The 15,349-nt window shown below is 39.0% G+C and carries 12 protein-coding genes; 10 read left to right on the top strand and 2 right to left on the bottom strand.

What is annotated here, in order from left to right:
• Nucleotides 1-53 precede the first annotated feature (53 nt).
• Entirely contained in the window at nucleotides 54-1,217 is a 1,164-nt protein-coding gene (locus I6E80_RS18885) for an endonuclease/exonuclease/phosphatase family protein (protein ID WP_197186211.1), read from the top strand.
• Between the two features lie 132 nt (nucleotides 1,218-1,349).
• Nucleotides 1,350-3,854, top strand: coding sequence for a prolyl oligopeptidase family serine peptidase (locus I6E80_RS18880; protein WP_197186210.1), 2,505 nt, complete (start codon nucleotides 1,350-1,352; stop codon nucleotides 3,852-3,854).
• Between the two features lie 97 nt (nucleotides 3,855-3,951).
• Here the strand turns inward: I6E80_RS18880 and rrtA are convergent, their stop codons facing one another.
• A complete protein-coding gene (gene rrtA / locus I6E80_RS18875; protein ID WP_197186209.1) occupies nucleotides 3,952-4,548 on the bottom strand; it encodes a rhombosortase in 597 nt (198 codons plus the stop codon).
• Between the two features lie 97 nt (nucleotides 4,549-4,645).
• Between rrtA and ggt the strand changes: the two genes are divergently transcribed.
• The 3 genes from ggt (at nucleotide 4,646) to I6E80_RS18860 (ending at nucleotide 9,140) form a co-directional block, all read left to right on the top strand.
• Nucleotides 4,646-6,424: a gamma-glutamyltransferase gene (gene ggt / locus I6E80_RS18870; RefSeq protein ID WP_197186208.1), complete on the top strand. Its 1,779-nt coding sequence runs from the start codon at nucleotides 4,646-4,648 to the stop codon at nucleotides 6,422-6,424.
• Between the two features lie 142 nt (nucleotides 6,425-6,566).
• Complete coding sequence (locus I6E80_RS18865) at nucleotides 6,567-8,261, top strand: NAD-dependent malic enzyme (protein WP_170070897.1); 1,695 nt, start codon at nucleotides 6,567-6,569, stop codon at nucleotides 8,259-8,261.
• A 153-nt stretch (nucleotides 8,262-8,414) separates the two neighbouring features.
• The gene (locus I6E80_RS18860) at nucleotides 8,415-9,140 is read left to right on the top strand and encodes an SIMPL domain-containing protein (RefSeq protein WP_197186207.1); all 726 of its coding nucleotides are present in this window, start codon (nucleotides 8,415-8,417) and stop codon (nucleotides 9,138-9,140) included.
• Between the two features lie 134 nt (nucleotides 9,141-9,274).
• Here the strand turns inward: I6E80_RS18860 and I6E80_RS18855 are convergent, their stop codons facing one another.
• Nucleotides 9,275-10,621 carry a DUF2254 domain-containing protein gene (locus I6E80_RS18855; RefSeq protein ID WP_197186206.1) on the bottom strand — a complete coding sequence of 449 codons (1,347 nt, stop codon included), beginning with the start codon at nucleotides 10,619-10,621 and terminating at the stop codon, nucleotides 9,275-9,277.
• A 153-nt stretch (nucleotides 10,622-10,774) separates the two neighbouring features.
• Here I6E80_RS18855 and I6E80_RS18850 point away from each other — a divergent pair, with 153 nt between their 5' ends.
• The 5 genes from I6E80_RS18850 (at nucleotide 10,775) to I6E80_RS18830 (ending at nucleotide 15,219) form a co-directional block, all read left to right on the top strand.
• Nucleotides 10,775-11,146 carry an MAPEG family protein gene (locus I6E80_RS18850; protein ID WP_024604385.1) on the top strand — a complete coding sequence of 124 codons (372 nt, stop codon included), beginning with the start codon at nucleotides 10,775-10,777 and terminating at the stop codon, nucleotides 11,144-11,146.
• Nucleotides 11,147-11,160: 14 nt separating this feature from the next.
• Nucleotides 11,161-11,793 carry a sulfotransferase gene (locus I6E80_RS18845; RefSeq protein ID WP_197186205.1) on the top strand — a complete coding sequence of 211 codons (633 nt, stop codon included), beginning with the start codon at nucleotides 11,161-11,163 and terminating at the stop codon, nucleotides 11,791-11,793.
• 47 nt (nucleotides 11,794-11,840) lie between these two features.
• Nucleotides 11,841-12,413: a tRNA-(ms[2]io[6]A)-hydroxylase gene (locus I6E80_RS18840; protein ID WP_007586685.1), complete on the top strand. Its 573-nt coding sequence runs from the start codon at nucleotides 11,841-11,843 to the stop codon at nucleotides 12,411-12,413.
• 212 nt (nucleotides 12,414-12,625) lie between these two features.
• Entirely contained in the window at nucleotides 12,626-14,545 is a 1,920-nt protein-coding gene (locus I6E80_RS18835; protein WP_197186204.1) for a pilus assembly protein N-terminal domain-containing protein, read from the top strand.
• On the top strand, nucleotides 14,542-15,219 hold the full coding sequence (locus tag I6E80_RS18830) for a lipopolysaccharide assembly protein LapB (protein ID WP_197186203.1): 678 nt from the start codon (nucleotides 14,542-14,544) through the stop codon (nucleotides 15,217-15,219). The genes I6E80_RS18835 and I6E80_RS18830 overlap by 4 nt, the downstream gene beginning before the upstream one ends.
• The last annotated feature ends 130 nt before the right edge of the window (nucleotides 15,220-15,349 follow it).

Here is a 15,349-nt window from a genome sequence, read left to right as displayed (position 1 = left end):
TTTTGAATATGTAATACTGTTAAAGTCTAATTTTAAATTTGTGAAGTAAAACAATGAAACTAAAAACAATATATGGTGCGCTAGCCATTGCTACATTATTTAGCTTAAATGCATTTGCATCAGACTCTCTTCGTGTTGCTACTTTTAATGTAAGTATGGATGCGACAAATCACACGCCTAAAGGCGAGCAAGTTAAAAGTGATGCTTTAGTTAATGCACTTAAAGCAAACCACCAGCAAATTAAGAACATAGCGGAAATTATTCAACGAGTTCGCCCTGATATTATTTTACTTAACGAATTTGACTACATCCCAAAAGAGCAAGGCATTGAATACTTTAATAAGCATTTTTTAAATATAGGTCAGCAAAAACAAGACGCTATTAACTATCCTTACTCTTACATTGCTCCGGTAAATACTGGGCTTGCCACCGAGTTTGATTTAGATAACGATGGCAAAAAAAATGGTGTTATGGGCGATGCACAAGGCTTCGGCTTTTTTGAAGGCCATTACGGTATGGCTATTTTGTCAAAATACCCAATCGATTTTGATAAAGTAAGAACCCTTCAAACCTTTAAATATAAAGACATGCCAAATGCACTAATGCCAGTGATGCCTAAAACAGGTGAAAACTGGTATAACGCACAAGAATGGCAAGCGCTTAGACTCAGCTCTAAATCGTTTTGGGATTTACCTATTAACGTAAACGATAAAACCATTCATGTTATTGCATCTCACCCAACACCGCCTGTATTTGACGGTAAAGAGGATAGAAACGGTAAGCGTAACCATGATGAAGTAAGGCTAATTGCCGATTACGTTTCAAACGCTAAGTATATTTACGATGATAAAGGCGAAAAAGGCGGTTTAAAAACTTATTCTCGTTTTGTTATCTTAGGGGATTTAAATGCCGCCCCAGAGGGCGATAAAGCCCGTACAAATACCACAGATCAACTGCTTAAAAACCCACTTATTAACGCTCAATTTGTTCCAAAAAGTGAAGGCGCTAAAGAGCAGTATGACGTGCCCTATGCACAAAATTACAGTGCTAATTGGCAAGCGCGTGTTGATTACGTACTACCCTCAAACTATGGCTTAAAAATTAAGGACGGTGGTGTATTTTGGCCTACTAAAACTAGTAGTGAATATCGTTTAATTAAAGATAGAAACGCATCGAGCGATCACCGCATGGTGTGGCTTGATTTAATCGTTGAATAACGTCCACTAATAAAGGGGGCGTTAGTAAACTGAGCTTTACCCTGTTTAATGGCTATTTATCTTAAAAAATTGCAATAACTTGAGTGCTTCTGCTTAAATACGGTTTAATTATAATAACCGTATAGAAGCACTATGATTTTTAATCTTTCTTCATCTAAAACGTTAGTGGCCTTAGCTGTTGCCTCAAGTGTCATGCTTGCAGGTTGTAGCGCTACCGCTAACACCTCTTCAACACAGCAAAGTGCATTACCAGCAACTAAAATTGCTGCGGTTGTAAACACGCCAGCAGATATCGGCTCACAAAAAATAACGCTAGAACAAGCAATGGCCGATCCGGATTGGATGGGTAATCAGCCAGAGGGTGCTTACTGGGCGGGCGATTCGGCTACTATTATTTATGCTCAAAAAGAGCAGGGTAATACACTACGCGATTTATTTAGCCAATCGGTTACTAGCCAAACAGCAGAGCAAGTAGCTCTTAATAAACTTCATACTGTGGGTTCAAATAAAGCCGTTTATTCTAAAAATAAAACAATGGCGGCCTACACATTTAAAGGCAATGTATTTGTTAAAAACCTAAAAACCGGCGAACTTAAACAAATTACAGCTACATCAGCGGGCGAGTCAAAGCCACAATTTTTAAATAATGGCGATTTAGTTTACCGCCAAGGCAATGTATTTTTTAAAGTTGATTTAAAAACAGGCTTAACGAGCGAGCTTGCTAACTTAAAACTTGCTGATGAGCCAAAAGGTATTGAAGAGCCAAGCACGTATATTGCTAAAGAGCAGCATAAATTGATTAAATTTGTGGCGCTTCAACAAAAAAATAAAAAAGATAAGCAAGCACGCAATGAGCAAATTAATGAACAAAACGATTCAATTGCTAATACGGCTTACTACTTAGGTGACGGTAATAAAGTTGCAGAGGCTCAGCTTTCGCCAAATGGTGATGCGCTGTTAGTCGTTGTACAAAAGCAAACAGACTGGCGTGGTGATGGCGATATTATGCCTAACTACATTACAAATGACGCTACTATAGAACCTAAAAAAGCACGCCGCCGTGTAGCCGACGCTAAAGAAGAAACCTCAAAGCTTGTCTACATCAATTTAACTAACAAAGAGCAAACATCACTTAGCTTTAATACCTTACCGGGCTTTGATGAAGATGTTTTAGCCGCAGTTAAAAAAGAAAATTATGCACGTGATGGTAAAACATATAAGTCTAAAAAGGCACCTCGTGGTATTAACCTTATTATGGACTGGGGTTTTGAGCAAAGCCCAATAGTATGGAACGACGATGGCTCGCAAGTAGCTATAATGCTTGAAGCGTGGGACAACAAAGACCGCTGGCTTGCAACGGTAGATTTTAAAAACAACAAACTTGTGTCGCAACATCGCCTGCATGACGATGCATGGATTGCTTACGCATTTAACGACTTTGGGTGGTTACATAACTCAAACACGCTTTATTACCTATCGGAAGAGTCAGGTTACAGCCAGCTTTATAAAAAGCCTGTAAATGGTAATGCAACCGCACTAACACAAGGCCAATTTGAGGTTTCTAACTTAACGCTTACCAGCGACGACAGCGCAATTTATTACAAAGCGAATGTTGAGCATCCAGGGCTTTACGAAATTTACCGCGTTAACCCGCAAACAGGTAATAGCGAGCAAATTACTGACTTAAACGGCATGACTGACTACACGTTAAGCCCAGATGAAAATAAGTTACTCCTTAAGCACTCTACAATTACCATGCCTAATGAGCTTTACGTAGCAGATGCTAAAGCCAATACAAAAGCAACGCGCTTAACGCATACTGTGTCGGATGAGTTTTTAGCTAAAAAGCTAACAGCCCCTAAAATTGTTGCCGTACCATCGAGCCATACTGATCAACCAATATATGCAAAAGTATATTATCCAGCGGATTACGTTGAAGGTGAAGTAGGTAAAAATCGTAAAGCGGTTATTTTTAACCACGGCGCGGGTTACTTACAAAATTCACACATGGGGTTTTCGGTTTATTTTCGTGAATTTATGTTTCATTCATTGCTCGCTGATGAAGGTTACATAGTAATGGATATGGATTACCGCGCATCTAAAGGTTACGGGCGTGATTGGCGTACTGCGATTTATCGTCAAATGGGCACGCCTGAAACACAAGATTTAGCCGATGGCGTTAAATGGATGGCGCAAAATGCCAACGTTGATACCAAAGCAGTCGGTACTTATGGTGGCTCTTACGGCGGTTTTATGACCTTTATGGCATTGTTTACCGCGCCTGAGTTATTTCAATCGGGTGCGGCACTTAGACCTGTTACCGATTGGGCTCATTACAACACAGGGTACACGGCCAATATATTAAACCATCCTGATGTTGACCCGATTGCCTATGAGCGCAGCTCGCCAATTTATTATGCTGAGGGTTTAAACAAGCGTTTATTAATTAACTCACCAATGGTTGACGATAACGTGTTTTTTCAAGATTCAGTGCGTTTAGTCCAGCGCTTAATAGAGCTTGAAAAACAAAACTTTGAAACAGCTATATTCCCTGTTGAACCACATGGTTTTGTACAGCCTTCAAGCTGGTTAGACGAATACCGCCGTATTCATAAGTTATTTAAAGAAACACTTTAATCTTTAACTCTTAAACTCTTAAAGTATAAAAACAAAAATGCCGCATTAGTTTAGTTAACTAATGCGGCATTTTTATTGGATTGAACAAAATCTAACTTTATTTTTGCTTTTTAAAGTTCTTTTTAAAGAGCTCTATAGCCAATGGTATGGCAAGCAGAGTCCCGCCAATAACACCAATTAAATGTGCATCAATAGCTACAGTGGAGTTAATAAGCTTTCCTATATCAGCATTAGGGCCGCTAAATTGTTCAAACCCTATTTTAATCCATACGCCTATGAATAATAAATAACCCGATTTGAGCCCTACAGTTATATCTTTAACTGCACCCCAAATAATTACACCATGTAGTAGGGCACTTAATCCGGTATAAATATGTATGCTTGGGCAAAACCAATACACGCCGAGTCCGCACCACAGTGCTAGCGCAGTTGTATTAAAAGCGTAGCGAGTAGGGGATGTGTATTCGCCATGTAAAAGCCATATTAATAAAACACCACTGGCATTTAATCCCAAATGAGTCCAATTAGCATGAACAAATTGGCTTGAAAAGATTCGCCATAGTTCACCTTCGTCAATTAGACTTCGGTTAAATTCAAGTAAATTATTTAAATCAAATGCAGCAAAAATGGTACTAAAAAGCAGCAGAATAATAGGCGGTAATATATAACGAGGTTGAATAGGTAAATTAAGCATTTTATTATATTTTTTTAGTCAAAATTTTTGCATATTGTGCCCGTTTAACTTTAAGATGCCAAATACAACTACGTAATTAAGTGTTTTTAGTATTTTTATGCATTTTAAACTTAACTCATTATTTGCCATTGGACTGTGCGCAGTATCACTGCCTTCATTTGCACAGCAAGCAACTCAAATTGAAACTCGCGAACCTGAAGCCGCTACTGGATTAATCCATAAAAAAGTGGTGCAAGGTGATAAATACATGGTTGCTGCGGCAAATCCATATGCCTCAAGAGCCGGTCAACAAATTTTAGCCCAAGGCGGCAGTGCCGTAGATGCTGCCATTGCTACTCAACTAGTGCTTACTTTAGTTGAACCGCAATCGTCAGGTATTGGCGGTGGTACATTTATGATGTACTACAACAAAGCAAACAATAAGCTGACTAGTTTTGATGGCCGCGAAACAGCACCTGCAAATGCAGACGAAACTTTGTTTTTAGATAAGCACGGTAAAGCTGTTAAATGGATTGAAGCTGTAGTAGGCGGACGCTCTGTTGGCGTACCTGGTATTTTACATGCCTTTGCAAGCGCGCATAAACAATACGGTACATTGCCGTGGGAAGCGCTTTTTAAACCTGCTATTGAACTTGCAGAGCAAGGCTTTGTAATTTCGCCGCGTTTACATGGTTTATTAGCACGCCAGTTAAACCCAGGCGTGCTGAGCATGCCAATTATTAACGAATACTTTTACCCAAATGGTAAATTAATCGAAGCGGGTAGCGTTAAAAAGAATCAACCACTTGCTGATTTATACAAAGACATTGCAAAGCAGGGCATTGATGCATTTTACAAAGGCGAAAACGCTAAACAAATGGTTAATGCTGTACAGCACTCTAAAATTGCCCCTGGTAAATTAAGTGTGCAAGATTTAGCAGATTACAAAAGTAAAGAACGTGATGCGGTATGTATACAATACCGTGCTTATAACGTTTGTTCTATGGCGCCACCAAGTAGTGGCGGTGTAGCAGTACTACAAATGCTTGGCCTACTTGAGCATAAAGATATGAGCGCACTTAAACCAAATGGCGAAAAGGCGATTCATTACTTTAGCCAAGCTTCGCGTATTGCATTTGCCGATCGCGATATGTACATGGGCGATCCCGATTTCACTCAAGTACCTACAAAAGAGCTATTAAACAAAGATTACATTGCCTCACGCGCTAAATTAATTACCGAAACAGACCAAAAAGCCGTAGCCGGTAATCCAGTAGGGTACTTAAGTTATGCAATGGATGATTCATACGAGTTACCTTCTACTTCGCATGTCTCTATTGTAGATAGTAAAGGTAATGCCGTTTCGATGACCAGTTCAATTGAAATGGCGTTTGGCTCTACGGTTATGGTTAATGGCTTTATTTTAAATAACCAACTAACTGACTTTTCGTTATCGCCACGTAAAAACGGTAAGCTTGTAGCAAACCGTGTAGAGGCTGGTAAACGCCCGCGTAGCTCTATGTCACCGGTAATGGTATTTAATAAAGATGGCAGCTTACGTTTAATTGTAGGCTCACCTGGCGGTAGTCGTATCATAGATTACGTTGCACAAGTGGTTGTGGGTGTTATTGACTGGAATTTATCAGCGCAAGACGCTATTAACTTACCGCGTACAACAAATCGTAACGATTACACCAGCCTTGAAAAAGGCACAGTTATTGAAGCCATTGCGCCTGCGCTTACTAAACGCGGCCACAATGTACGTATTATTGACTTAAACTCGGGCTTACACGCAGTTGAAGTTAAAAATGACAAACTTTACGGCGGAGCTGATCCACGCCGTGAAGGTGTTGCGTTATCTGATTTAACTGATAATAACGCCACTATACAATTTTAAATTATGTATAATATACATGCGGGCAGTGAAGCCTGCATGTATTTTCTCTCAATGGTCTGACTAGCTTAATTGTCGTTGCAATTAAACCTTTAACACTGATAATGACAGATCATAACTTAAGACTCCGTTAAAGCCTGGAAATATGACAACTAATACTGATCCTAACTACTTATATATTCATCATTCTGGCCCTGGCCTAATTGAAACACCGCTATTAAATAAAGGCAGCGCCTTTAGTAAAAAAGAACGCGAAAATTTCAATCTTGCTGGTTTACTTCCTCCTCGCTTTGAAACAATTGAAGAGCAAGTCGAGCGCTGTTATCAGCAATATTCTAGCTTTACAGATAACCTTAATAAGCATATTTACTTACGTGCAATTCAAGATAACAACGAAACACTTTATTACCGTTTAGTGCGGGATCATCTTGAAGAAATGATGCCAATCATTTACACGCCTACAGTTGGGGATGCTTGTGAAAAATTCTCAGACATTTACCGCAGCGCGCGTGGCTTATTTATTTCGTATGAAGACAGATACCAAATTGACGACATTTTACGCAACGCTACTAAAGGTAAAGTAAAAGTTATTGTTGTAACCGATGGCGAGCGTATTTTAGGCCTTGGCGATCAAGGTATTGGCGGCATGGGTATCCCAATTGGTAAATTGTCACTTTACACTGCGTGTGGTGGTATAAGCCCAGCATACACATTACCTGTAATGCTTGATGTGGGTACTAATAACGAAAAGCTTTTAAACGATCCTATGTACATGGGTGCACGCCATAAGCGTATTGCCCAAGACGAATACGATGAGTTTTTAGATTTATTCATTAAAGCGGTTAAACGTCGCTGGCCAAATGTGTTACTTCAGTTTGAAGATTTTGCACAACCAAATGCAATGCCGTTACTTAAGCGCTACCGCAATGAAATTTGTAGCTTTAACGATGACATTCAAGGTACTGCGGCTGTAACGGTAGGTTCTTTACTTGCAGCGTGTCGCGTTAAAAATTCAACCCTTAGCCAACAAAAAGTAGTTTTTGTGGGTGCAGGCTCTGCTGGTTGTGGTATTGCTGAGCAAATTATTAGCCAAATGGTTTTTGAAGGTATTAGTGAAGCTCAAGCGCGTAGCCAAGTATTTATGGTTGACCGTTTTGGCCTACTTACAGAGGGTATGGAAGGCTTACGCGATTTCCAACAAGCACTTGCACAACCTCAAGGTTCAGTAAGTGATTGGACTTACAGCGGTGAATACGCATCACTTCTTGATGTTATGCACTGTGCACAACCAGACATTTTAATTGGTGTTTCAGGTCAACCTGGTTTGTTTACTGAGCAAGCTATTCGAGCAATGCACGCCGGTTGTGAACAGCCAATTATTTTCCCATTAAGTAATCCATCTAAGCAGGTAGAAGCGCATCCTGCTGATGTGATTAAGTGGACTGACGGTAAAGCGCTTGTTGCAACAGGCAGCCCGTTTGATCCGGTAGAACACAACGGTGAAATTTTTCCAATCCCACAATGTAACAATAGCTATATTTTCCCGGGTATTGGTTTAGGTGTTATTGCCGCTAAAGCGACACGCATTACAGATGCAATGTTAAGTGTGTCTAGCGAAATGCTTGCAGAGTCGTCGCCACGTGCAAACACAGGTAAAGGTAGTTTATTACCTGCCCTGACTGAAATTGAAACGCTAAGTAAGCGTATTGCATTTGCCATTGCTAAAAAAGCAATCGAAGAGGGCGTTGCTCTTGAGATTACTGATGATGCGTTATGGGCAGCAATCGACAAAAATTACTGGTTACCAAAATACCGTAACTATAAACGTTGTAGTGTTTAATAACGGTACCCGTAATTTAAAGTAAATGAGGCTGTACGCTAAGTTACAGCCATTAACAAAAAACAGGCAATTGCCTGTTTTTTTGTGCTTGTTCATATTTAATTAACCAAGTAAGGTCTTTAATAGCATTTACAAAATTAAAGGATCGACTTAATGAATACACTGACTCTTGTTTTAGGTAGTGCACTGGCTTTTAACGTACTTAGTTTTGATGCACTTGCGGCTGCGACTCCCGATGCTCCTCATATTTATGTTAAAGGCGAAGCGACTCTTACCACAATGCCAGATTACGTGCAGCTTAGCGTAGGTATTACCGAAGTTGATAAAGACTTAATTGCTGCTAAAAATAAAACCGACTTAACCATCGCTAAAGCAATTAAGCTCGTAAAAGAAATTGGTGTTAAAGAGGGAGGTATAAACGCCGGGCAAATTTCAATAAACCGTGATAGCCAATATAACCGCACTACCGGTAATCAAGAATTTAAAGGCTTTAAGGTTTCTCGTACATTAACTGTAAAACTTAGCGATATAAATAAATACCCTGAATTACTACAAAGCTTAGTTAACAACGGTATTAACGAAATTAATCAAACGCAATTTTTAGCAAGTAACTACAACGAGCTGCACAAAAAAGCGCAAAAGTTAGCAATTAAAGACGCACGGGATGCAGCAAAAGAGTTTAGTGAAGATTATGGCGTTGATTTAAAAGGATTGTACAGCGCATCACTGAGTCCACTCAATGTGCAGTCGCAGCCTTATATGCGCGCAGAAAAAGTAATGATGGCTGATAGCGCACCAAGTAACTATGTACCTGATGCCTACCATGCTGGAGAGATTAAAGTAACAGCGTCAAGCTATGCTGTGTACTACATAGATTAAAATATAGGTTCTTCCTAGGGACGATTAACTCTATGTTGCTCGGTTTTTACTTAGCCCACTAGGTTACAAACCTCGCGCCGCGATTTAATCGCCCCTAGATTGAACAAATTTCAATCCAAATAATTCAACACGCCCTAGTGGTGCTCAAAACGTGCCACCAACTTCTCCCCTTGCTCTTGGCTAATGCGCGCTATTGAGTTGAGCATATTAGTCACTTCGCGTCTGTCGTATTCATTAGTTACATGTTCATTTATGTCATCAACAATCGCATTTAAGTAATTAAATAGACTGTTTCGTGCATCGGTATCTTTATGGGCAATAAACAAAATATTTTTAAATGCCTCAAGCACATTTGTCATTACGTATGCATCGCCTTTGGCGTAATTACGCAGCGGTGTAAAATTGTCATGTAATAACTCATCAAAGCTTGTTTCATGAAGGTATAGTAATGGTCCATTATCACTGTGCTTAAACGAATAGTTAATATCGTTAATTGACAGCCGTTGAATAAGTAAAATACTCAGCATATCAATTGATTTAACCGCAGTACCTGGATCGTTTATGCCCGGGCTCATTGCCTTAACTGCAATTTCTGATATTTGCGTTAACCCATAACGGTAATGATCGCTAATGTACTCTTCTATATAAAAAATAAAGCAGTCGAGAATTTTATTTATCAGCTCTTCATCGTTTGATATGTCTTTATTACACTTTAAAAACGGATAGCCTTTAACTGTAAAATAGCCTTGGTTAACAGAGATATACACCTTTATATCTTGCTCTGCCAAAATGGCACAGAGCTTATCGGTTTGCACGCCTTTGTAATATCCCTCTGTTTTACTGCTAACCGAATGCCACTTACTAAAGTCTGGAAAGTCTTCAACTGGGTTTTCTTGTTGTCTTTGTATTATTGTTTTAATTTCGTTTTTAGTTTGGCTAAACAAGCCATTTAATACGTTATCAACCTGAATAGCACGAGAGATTGAATGTATAAAAAATACAAATAAACCTAATGAAATCAATCCAAAAACAAGTGCGAATAACACACCAATTGAAGGAATAGCCGTACTGCCACCTTCAAGTTTATTAATATTTATAAGCATAATAATTGAGTAAATTATGCTGCCTAAATAAAAGCCCAAAACCATTTGATGTGATTTACGCGTAATAAGCCCAGGCACTACGCGGGGCGATAAACTCGCACTGGCCGAATTTAAAACGACCATTACCATTGAAAAACTAAACACGGTAAGCGAAATAATACTCCCCGCTAAGGTGCTTAAAATAGTACGCGCATTTTCAGCGCTATCAACAAGTACAACTGATATAAACGATTTTAGCTGCTCAATAGGCGCTAAATATTCAACCGACATAGTAATAATGGCAAATGCTAAAAAGCCCACTGAAAGCATCGAAGGGTAAAAGCCAATACTGTTAATCATTTCACGGTAACTGTCGGCTACTTTGCGAGGTACAAACATAAAATCCTTATGTAATTTTCTACTTACTTAATACCCCTAGCTTAGCATAGGCATTTATTAAACTTCTGATAATGCTGCTCAAATTTATATGTTATTATCACGCCCACAATAATAAAGCGCATGCTTATGCGATAAAAATAACAGGAAAACGCCGTGATCATTTCAACTTATGCTGCATTACTTGCATTCTTTTACATTTATTTGAGCTTTAACGTAATAAAAGTGCGCCGCGCTGAGCAGATATCACTTGGTGATAACGGTAACGCAACGCTGCAACGTGCTGTACGTGCCCACGCTAACTTTATGGAATACGTGCCAATTGCTTTAATTTTACTCTTTTTGGCAGAGTATCAAGGACTTGCTAGCCATTACTGCCATATATTAGGTGGTGCGTTATTAATAGGGCGTGTATTTCAAAATTTAGGCATAGTAGAAAAAAGTCTGAAATATCGCCAAATTGGTACTATTGCTACATTTTTGGTGATTATTGTTAGCGCCTTTTTATTGCTAGTAACACGTGGCTAATTAAAGAAAAGCTAATGACCAAACTATTTATAATAGGTTTACCGCGTACCGGCACAACGAGTGTGTGCCACGCATTTTTAGAGCTCGGCATTACAACGGCGCATACCGCGTATACTAATGCTTGTTTTGAAAATGCTAACGCGATTGCCGACACTCCCATATTTAATGACTTTAAAACACTTGATATTCATTATCCAGACTCTAAGTTTATTTATTTAGAACGCGAGCTGAGTGCATGGCTACCTTCAATAAAACAGCTTTTAACGCGTATGCACACTAATTTAACCCGTGCAGATGGGGGCTTTAATATTCATATAAAACGCTGTTATTTAAATACGTTTAGTGAGCTTTCGCTTGATAATATTAGCGACGATAGTTACTTAGTAGACTGTTATGAAACACATTTTAATGATGCTCAAACGTACTTTAATAACCGTGACGACGATTTTTTATCCATTGATATAGCAAAGCCTGATAGTTACAAAAAGTTGTGTAATTTTTTAAGGTTAGAAAGTGATAAAACTGATTTTGAAAAAATGAATATGGGCGGAAAAGTCACCGCATGGAACGATATTAAACACCCGTTAAAAGTTGAGTCTACGGCTAAAGGGCGCATAGATAAATTACTGCCTTACAAGATTTTTTAAATCAAATACGTTAAAATCCCCGCATTATTATTTAAGTTGTACAGAACATGTTTGAATTAAAATACCACACCCCATTTGAATGGACCGAAGTTGTCCTTGCTGACTTTAATACTTTTTTACAAGATCATGCCGCTGCTGAAAAAAAAGCATCGGGTATGGCTATGTCTATGCTTTCGCATTATCCAGACAAACGTAAATTAGTAAAAGCCATGACCGATTTAGCACTAGAAGAATTAATACACTTTAAACAAGTGCTTAAGTTACTTTTAGAGCGCGATGTAAACTTAGGTGACGACAAAAAAGATCCGTACATAAAACAAATACGTGCACTATTTAGACACGGTCGTGATGGTTTTTTAATGGACCGATTACTAGTAGGTGGTGTAATTGAAGCACGTGGCCACGAGCGTTTTTCTTTAGTTGCACAAGCACTTCCCGAGGGTAAAGAAAAAGACTTTTATGTTGCTATTGCCAAATCAGAAGAAAAACATAAAAACCTATTTGTAGAACTCGCTTACGAATACTTTGAAAAAGAAGAAGTTGATGTTCGCCTAGAAGAGTTACTTATAGCTGAAGCAAAAATCTGTGAAAGCATCCCGTTTACAGCCGCTTTGCATTAATTAAAACTCGCGCAGAGCTTATTTTACTCGCTTTGCGCCATACACTTCTGCTCTTATTCCTATGATAATCTCTTCATGAATTGTTGATTTGCAATTTGCAAATCAAAATAATAAAAACCACATTTATAAACTTCAATCTACTGATAATAAAAATAAAAACCCTTGGTCTCATACTTGCTACCTATTCAATAAGCAAATTGAGGGAAAGGCTTATGTTAAAGTTTATTTTTATACTATTACTAATATCTTTTACCGCCATGGGCAGCGAAAGTCATTTAGATTATATAGAAAATGCAAATGGTGAGCGGGTACAAAAAGTATCGCACTTGGTTAAATGGACGCATACTCGCTTTGTGTTTACCCGTGATATTTCTCGCATTGCACTAGGCCACGAAACAACACTTGATGTGAACGTGGTTAATGGCCGTGAGCTACTAATTTTAGCTAAAAAGTTGGGCCGTACATCGATGATGGTATGGTACGACGATAAAAGCTCTGAAACATTTTTACTTGGCGTAACCGAAGATTACAGCGTGCTTGAAAATGCCCTCAACGATATTCACCCTGACGTACAGCTGACCATAGCGCCTGATCGCCATGCTGTTGTATTACGTGGTGAAGTACCGACTATAAATTATCGTCATGCCGCTTATGAAGCTGCAAAAAACTACCTTTATGCCAGTAGCTCACAAGCATCACAACCCGTTATTACCTCAAATCCTAACCAAGGTATGTTTAATTCACTTGCTCAACGCTTGCAAGGCTTAGGCAACGCAAACGGCGGCAGCTCTCAAAACTCGAGTAAAGTCGCTATTATTAATTTAATAAAAGTAACTCAAGCACCCAAGCCAAAAGAAGAGCGTATTAGCGAAGTAATTAAATCAATGGGTGCAGATAAAGTAACTATTAAGCGCATCTCGGTTGATGAATTGTCAAATGACGACAACGATGTGTTTTTACTCTCGGGCTCTGTAAAAAATCAGATAGAGCTAGTGCGCTTATTAAATACAATTAATAAATTATTCGAACCAGAGCAAGCATTACAAACTCAGGGTTCTCCTCTTGATCCTAATAATTTAATGGGCGGCGCAACGCAAGATAAAAGTTCAGGTATTGAAGTACTTGCCAACGAGTCAGGTGGTTTAATAAACGATGCTACATCAGGATTAAACTTAAGTAATGTGAGTTCTAATATTGCAAGAGCAACGCTTCTTTCAGTGGCTGACGGTAAAGTTTTGTCGAGTATTGAAGTTGAAGATTTACCGCAAGTGCGTGTGTCGGTGCAATTATACGAAGTAAATCAACGTAGATTAAAGCAATGGCGCCCAGATATTAGCGTGCTCTCTAATGGGTATGAAAAAGAAGCGGGCTTGTTTGGCCGTGACGGTATGACTAATCGCGAACCTGGCTCTGCAACAATAGAAAATGCGCTGCAATTAATTGGTGGTCAATTAACTAATAACTTACAGCTTTCTACCTCACAGTTTGCCATTGATATGTTGTTTTCATTACTTGAACAAGAAGGTATATCGCGAACGCTTTCTCGCCCTACAATTACGGTTTTAGCCGGTGAAAGTGCCGTATTTAAAGTCGGTGGTGAAGTACCTGTACCTACAAGTTATAGCCCATCTGGCATTACAAGCGGTCAGCAAGGTAGTAGTGGGTCAGTGTTTAGCGGTACGGAATTTAAATCATTCGGAGTTGAATTAAATGTACGCGCTATGGTTGACGACAAAGACAGAATAACACTTGATCTAAACCCAGTAATTTCACTACCCGATACCACGTTAACCGCCGAAATTGCACAAAGCACAGGCAGCAGTTTAAACAGTAGTGCATTTAATACACGCAGCATGCAAACATCAACGCGTTTAAAAGATGGGCAGCCTCTTATTATTGGTGGCTTAATTAGCACAGATAACAATGCAAGCCACGACTTTGTACCTGATGGCAACGGCAATAGCATGCTAGGCAAGTTAAGCGAAACAACCAGTAAAAGTGAAAACAACCGCGAGCTTATAATTGTTGTAACTCCAAACCTGGTGCGTGAACCAATTAACACATTACGTTCGTGGGAACAGGCAAATATAGACACACAGGTACTTAGCTATATACAGGAGCAAGGGCTATGAAAATATTTTATATTATTTTACTGCTTACTTTATCGGGTTGCGCTCATATTGATTACAAGCCAACAGTAAATCCTTACAACGCGTTGGGTGACATAGTAAAAAAATACCAATTAAATGCCCAACCATTAAAGTGCGAAGGTATTAATGCAAGTAACTGTTTGAACTTAGTCCATGAGGTGAATCAGCTCATGCTTGAACACCCTGATAACACAGCAATACTGTCGATATCGGCCTATGTACTTTATAAAAGTGGCCGTGCTAATCAATCTCAACAAGTTATAAACACTCTACTTAATAAAGCTAACCCGCCATTAAACGCAATTACTTTAGGGGTTACGTTAGCAATAGAGCAAGGTAATTTAGCTAAAGCAAAAAGCATTGCTCAATACGGCGTTGATGTTTTTGGTACACATGCTTCACCATACCTACAAATGGCCTCTATACATTATGCTCAGGGTAGTTACGTTATAGCTTCAAATTACTTAGAGCTTTCGGTTAAGTTTGGTTTAAATAGCACCGCCTATTTTTACCATAAAGGGTTAATTGAAGAAGCGAATGCTAATAATTTATTGGCCTGTGGCTACTATGAGCAAGTTTTACGTGCAGAACCCACACATCAAAAAGCACTTGCTAGGCGCGGAAAACTCTCTGTATTAGGTAATTGTTATTCTTAAGGCCTCCGGGCCTTTTTTTATGCCTACAATTTGGCATTATTAATACCAATCTGCTTATATATGGGGTCTATTTAACATTAAGAAAATTACGCTAGAACTAGGCAAAAATTTTTGTATCTAGTTGTTCTAA

Origin of the sequence: Pseudoalteromonas sp. NSLLW218, assembly GCF_015864775.1 — a bacterium.
Lineage (GTDB): Bacteria > Pseudomonadota > Gammaproteobacteria > Enterobacterales > Alteromonadaceae > Pseudoalteromonas.
Note: the sequence above shows the minus strand (reverse complement) of the source record. Positions and strands in the feature narration are given on the sequence as shown.

Bases quoted from the DNA above. Each gene is read 5' to 3' on its own strand.
- I6E80_RS18885 (WP_197186211.1), top strand. From the start codon at position 54: ATGAAACTAAAAACAATATATGGTGCGCTAGCCATTGCTACATTATTT.
- I6E80_RS18880 (WP_197186210.1), top strand. From the start codon at position 1,350: ATGATTTTTAATCTTTCTTCATCTAAAACGTTAGTGGCCTTAGCTGTT.
- rrtA (WP_197186209.1), bottom strand. From the start codon at position 4,548: ATGCTTAATTTACCTATTCAACCTCGTTATATATTACCGCCTATTATT.
- ggt (WP_197186208.1), top strand. From the start codon at position 4,646: ATGCATTTTAAACTTAACTCATTATTTGCCATTGGACTGTGCGCAGTA.
- I6E80_RS18865 (WP_170070897.1), top strand. From the start codon at position 6,567: ATGACAACTAATACTGATCCTAACTACTTATATATTCATCATTCTGGC.
- I6E80_RS18860 (WP_197186207.1), top strand. From the start codon at position 8,415: ATGAATACACTGACTCTTGTTTTAGGTAGTGCACTGGCTTTTAACGTA.
- I6E80_RS18855 (WP_197186206.1), bottom strand. From the start codon at position 10,621: ATGTTTGTACCTCGCAAAGTAGCCGACAGTTACCGTGAAATGATTAAC.
- I6E80_RS18845 (WP_197186205.1), top strand. From the start codon at position 11,161: ATGACCAAACTATTTATAATAGGTTTACCGCGTACCGGCACAACGAGT.
- I6E80_RS18840 (WP_007586685.1), top strand. From the start codon at position 11,841: ATGTTTGAATTAAAATACCACACCCCATTTGAATGGACCGAAGTTGTC.
- I6E80_RS18835 (WP_197186204.1), top strand. From the start codon at position 12,626: ATGTTAAAGTTTATTTTTATACTATTACTAATATCTTTTACCGCCATG.
- I6E80_RS18830 (WP_197186203.1), top strand. From the start codon at position 14,542: ATGAAAATATTTTATATTATTTTACTGCTTACTTTATCGGGTTGCGCT.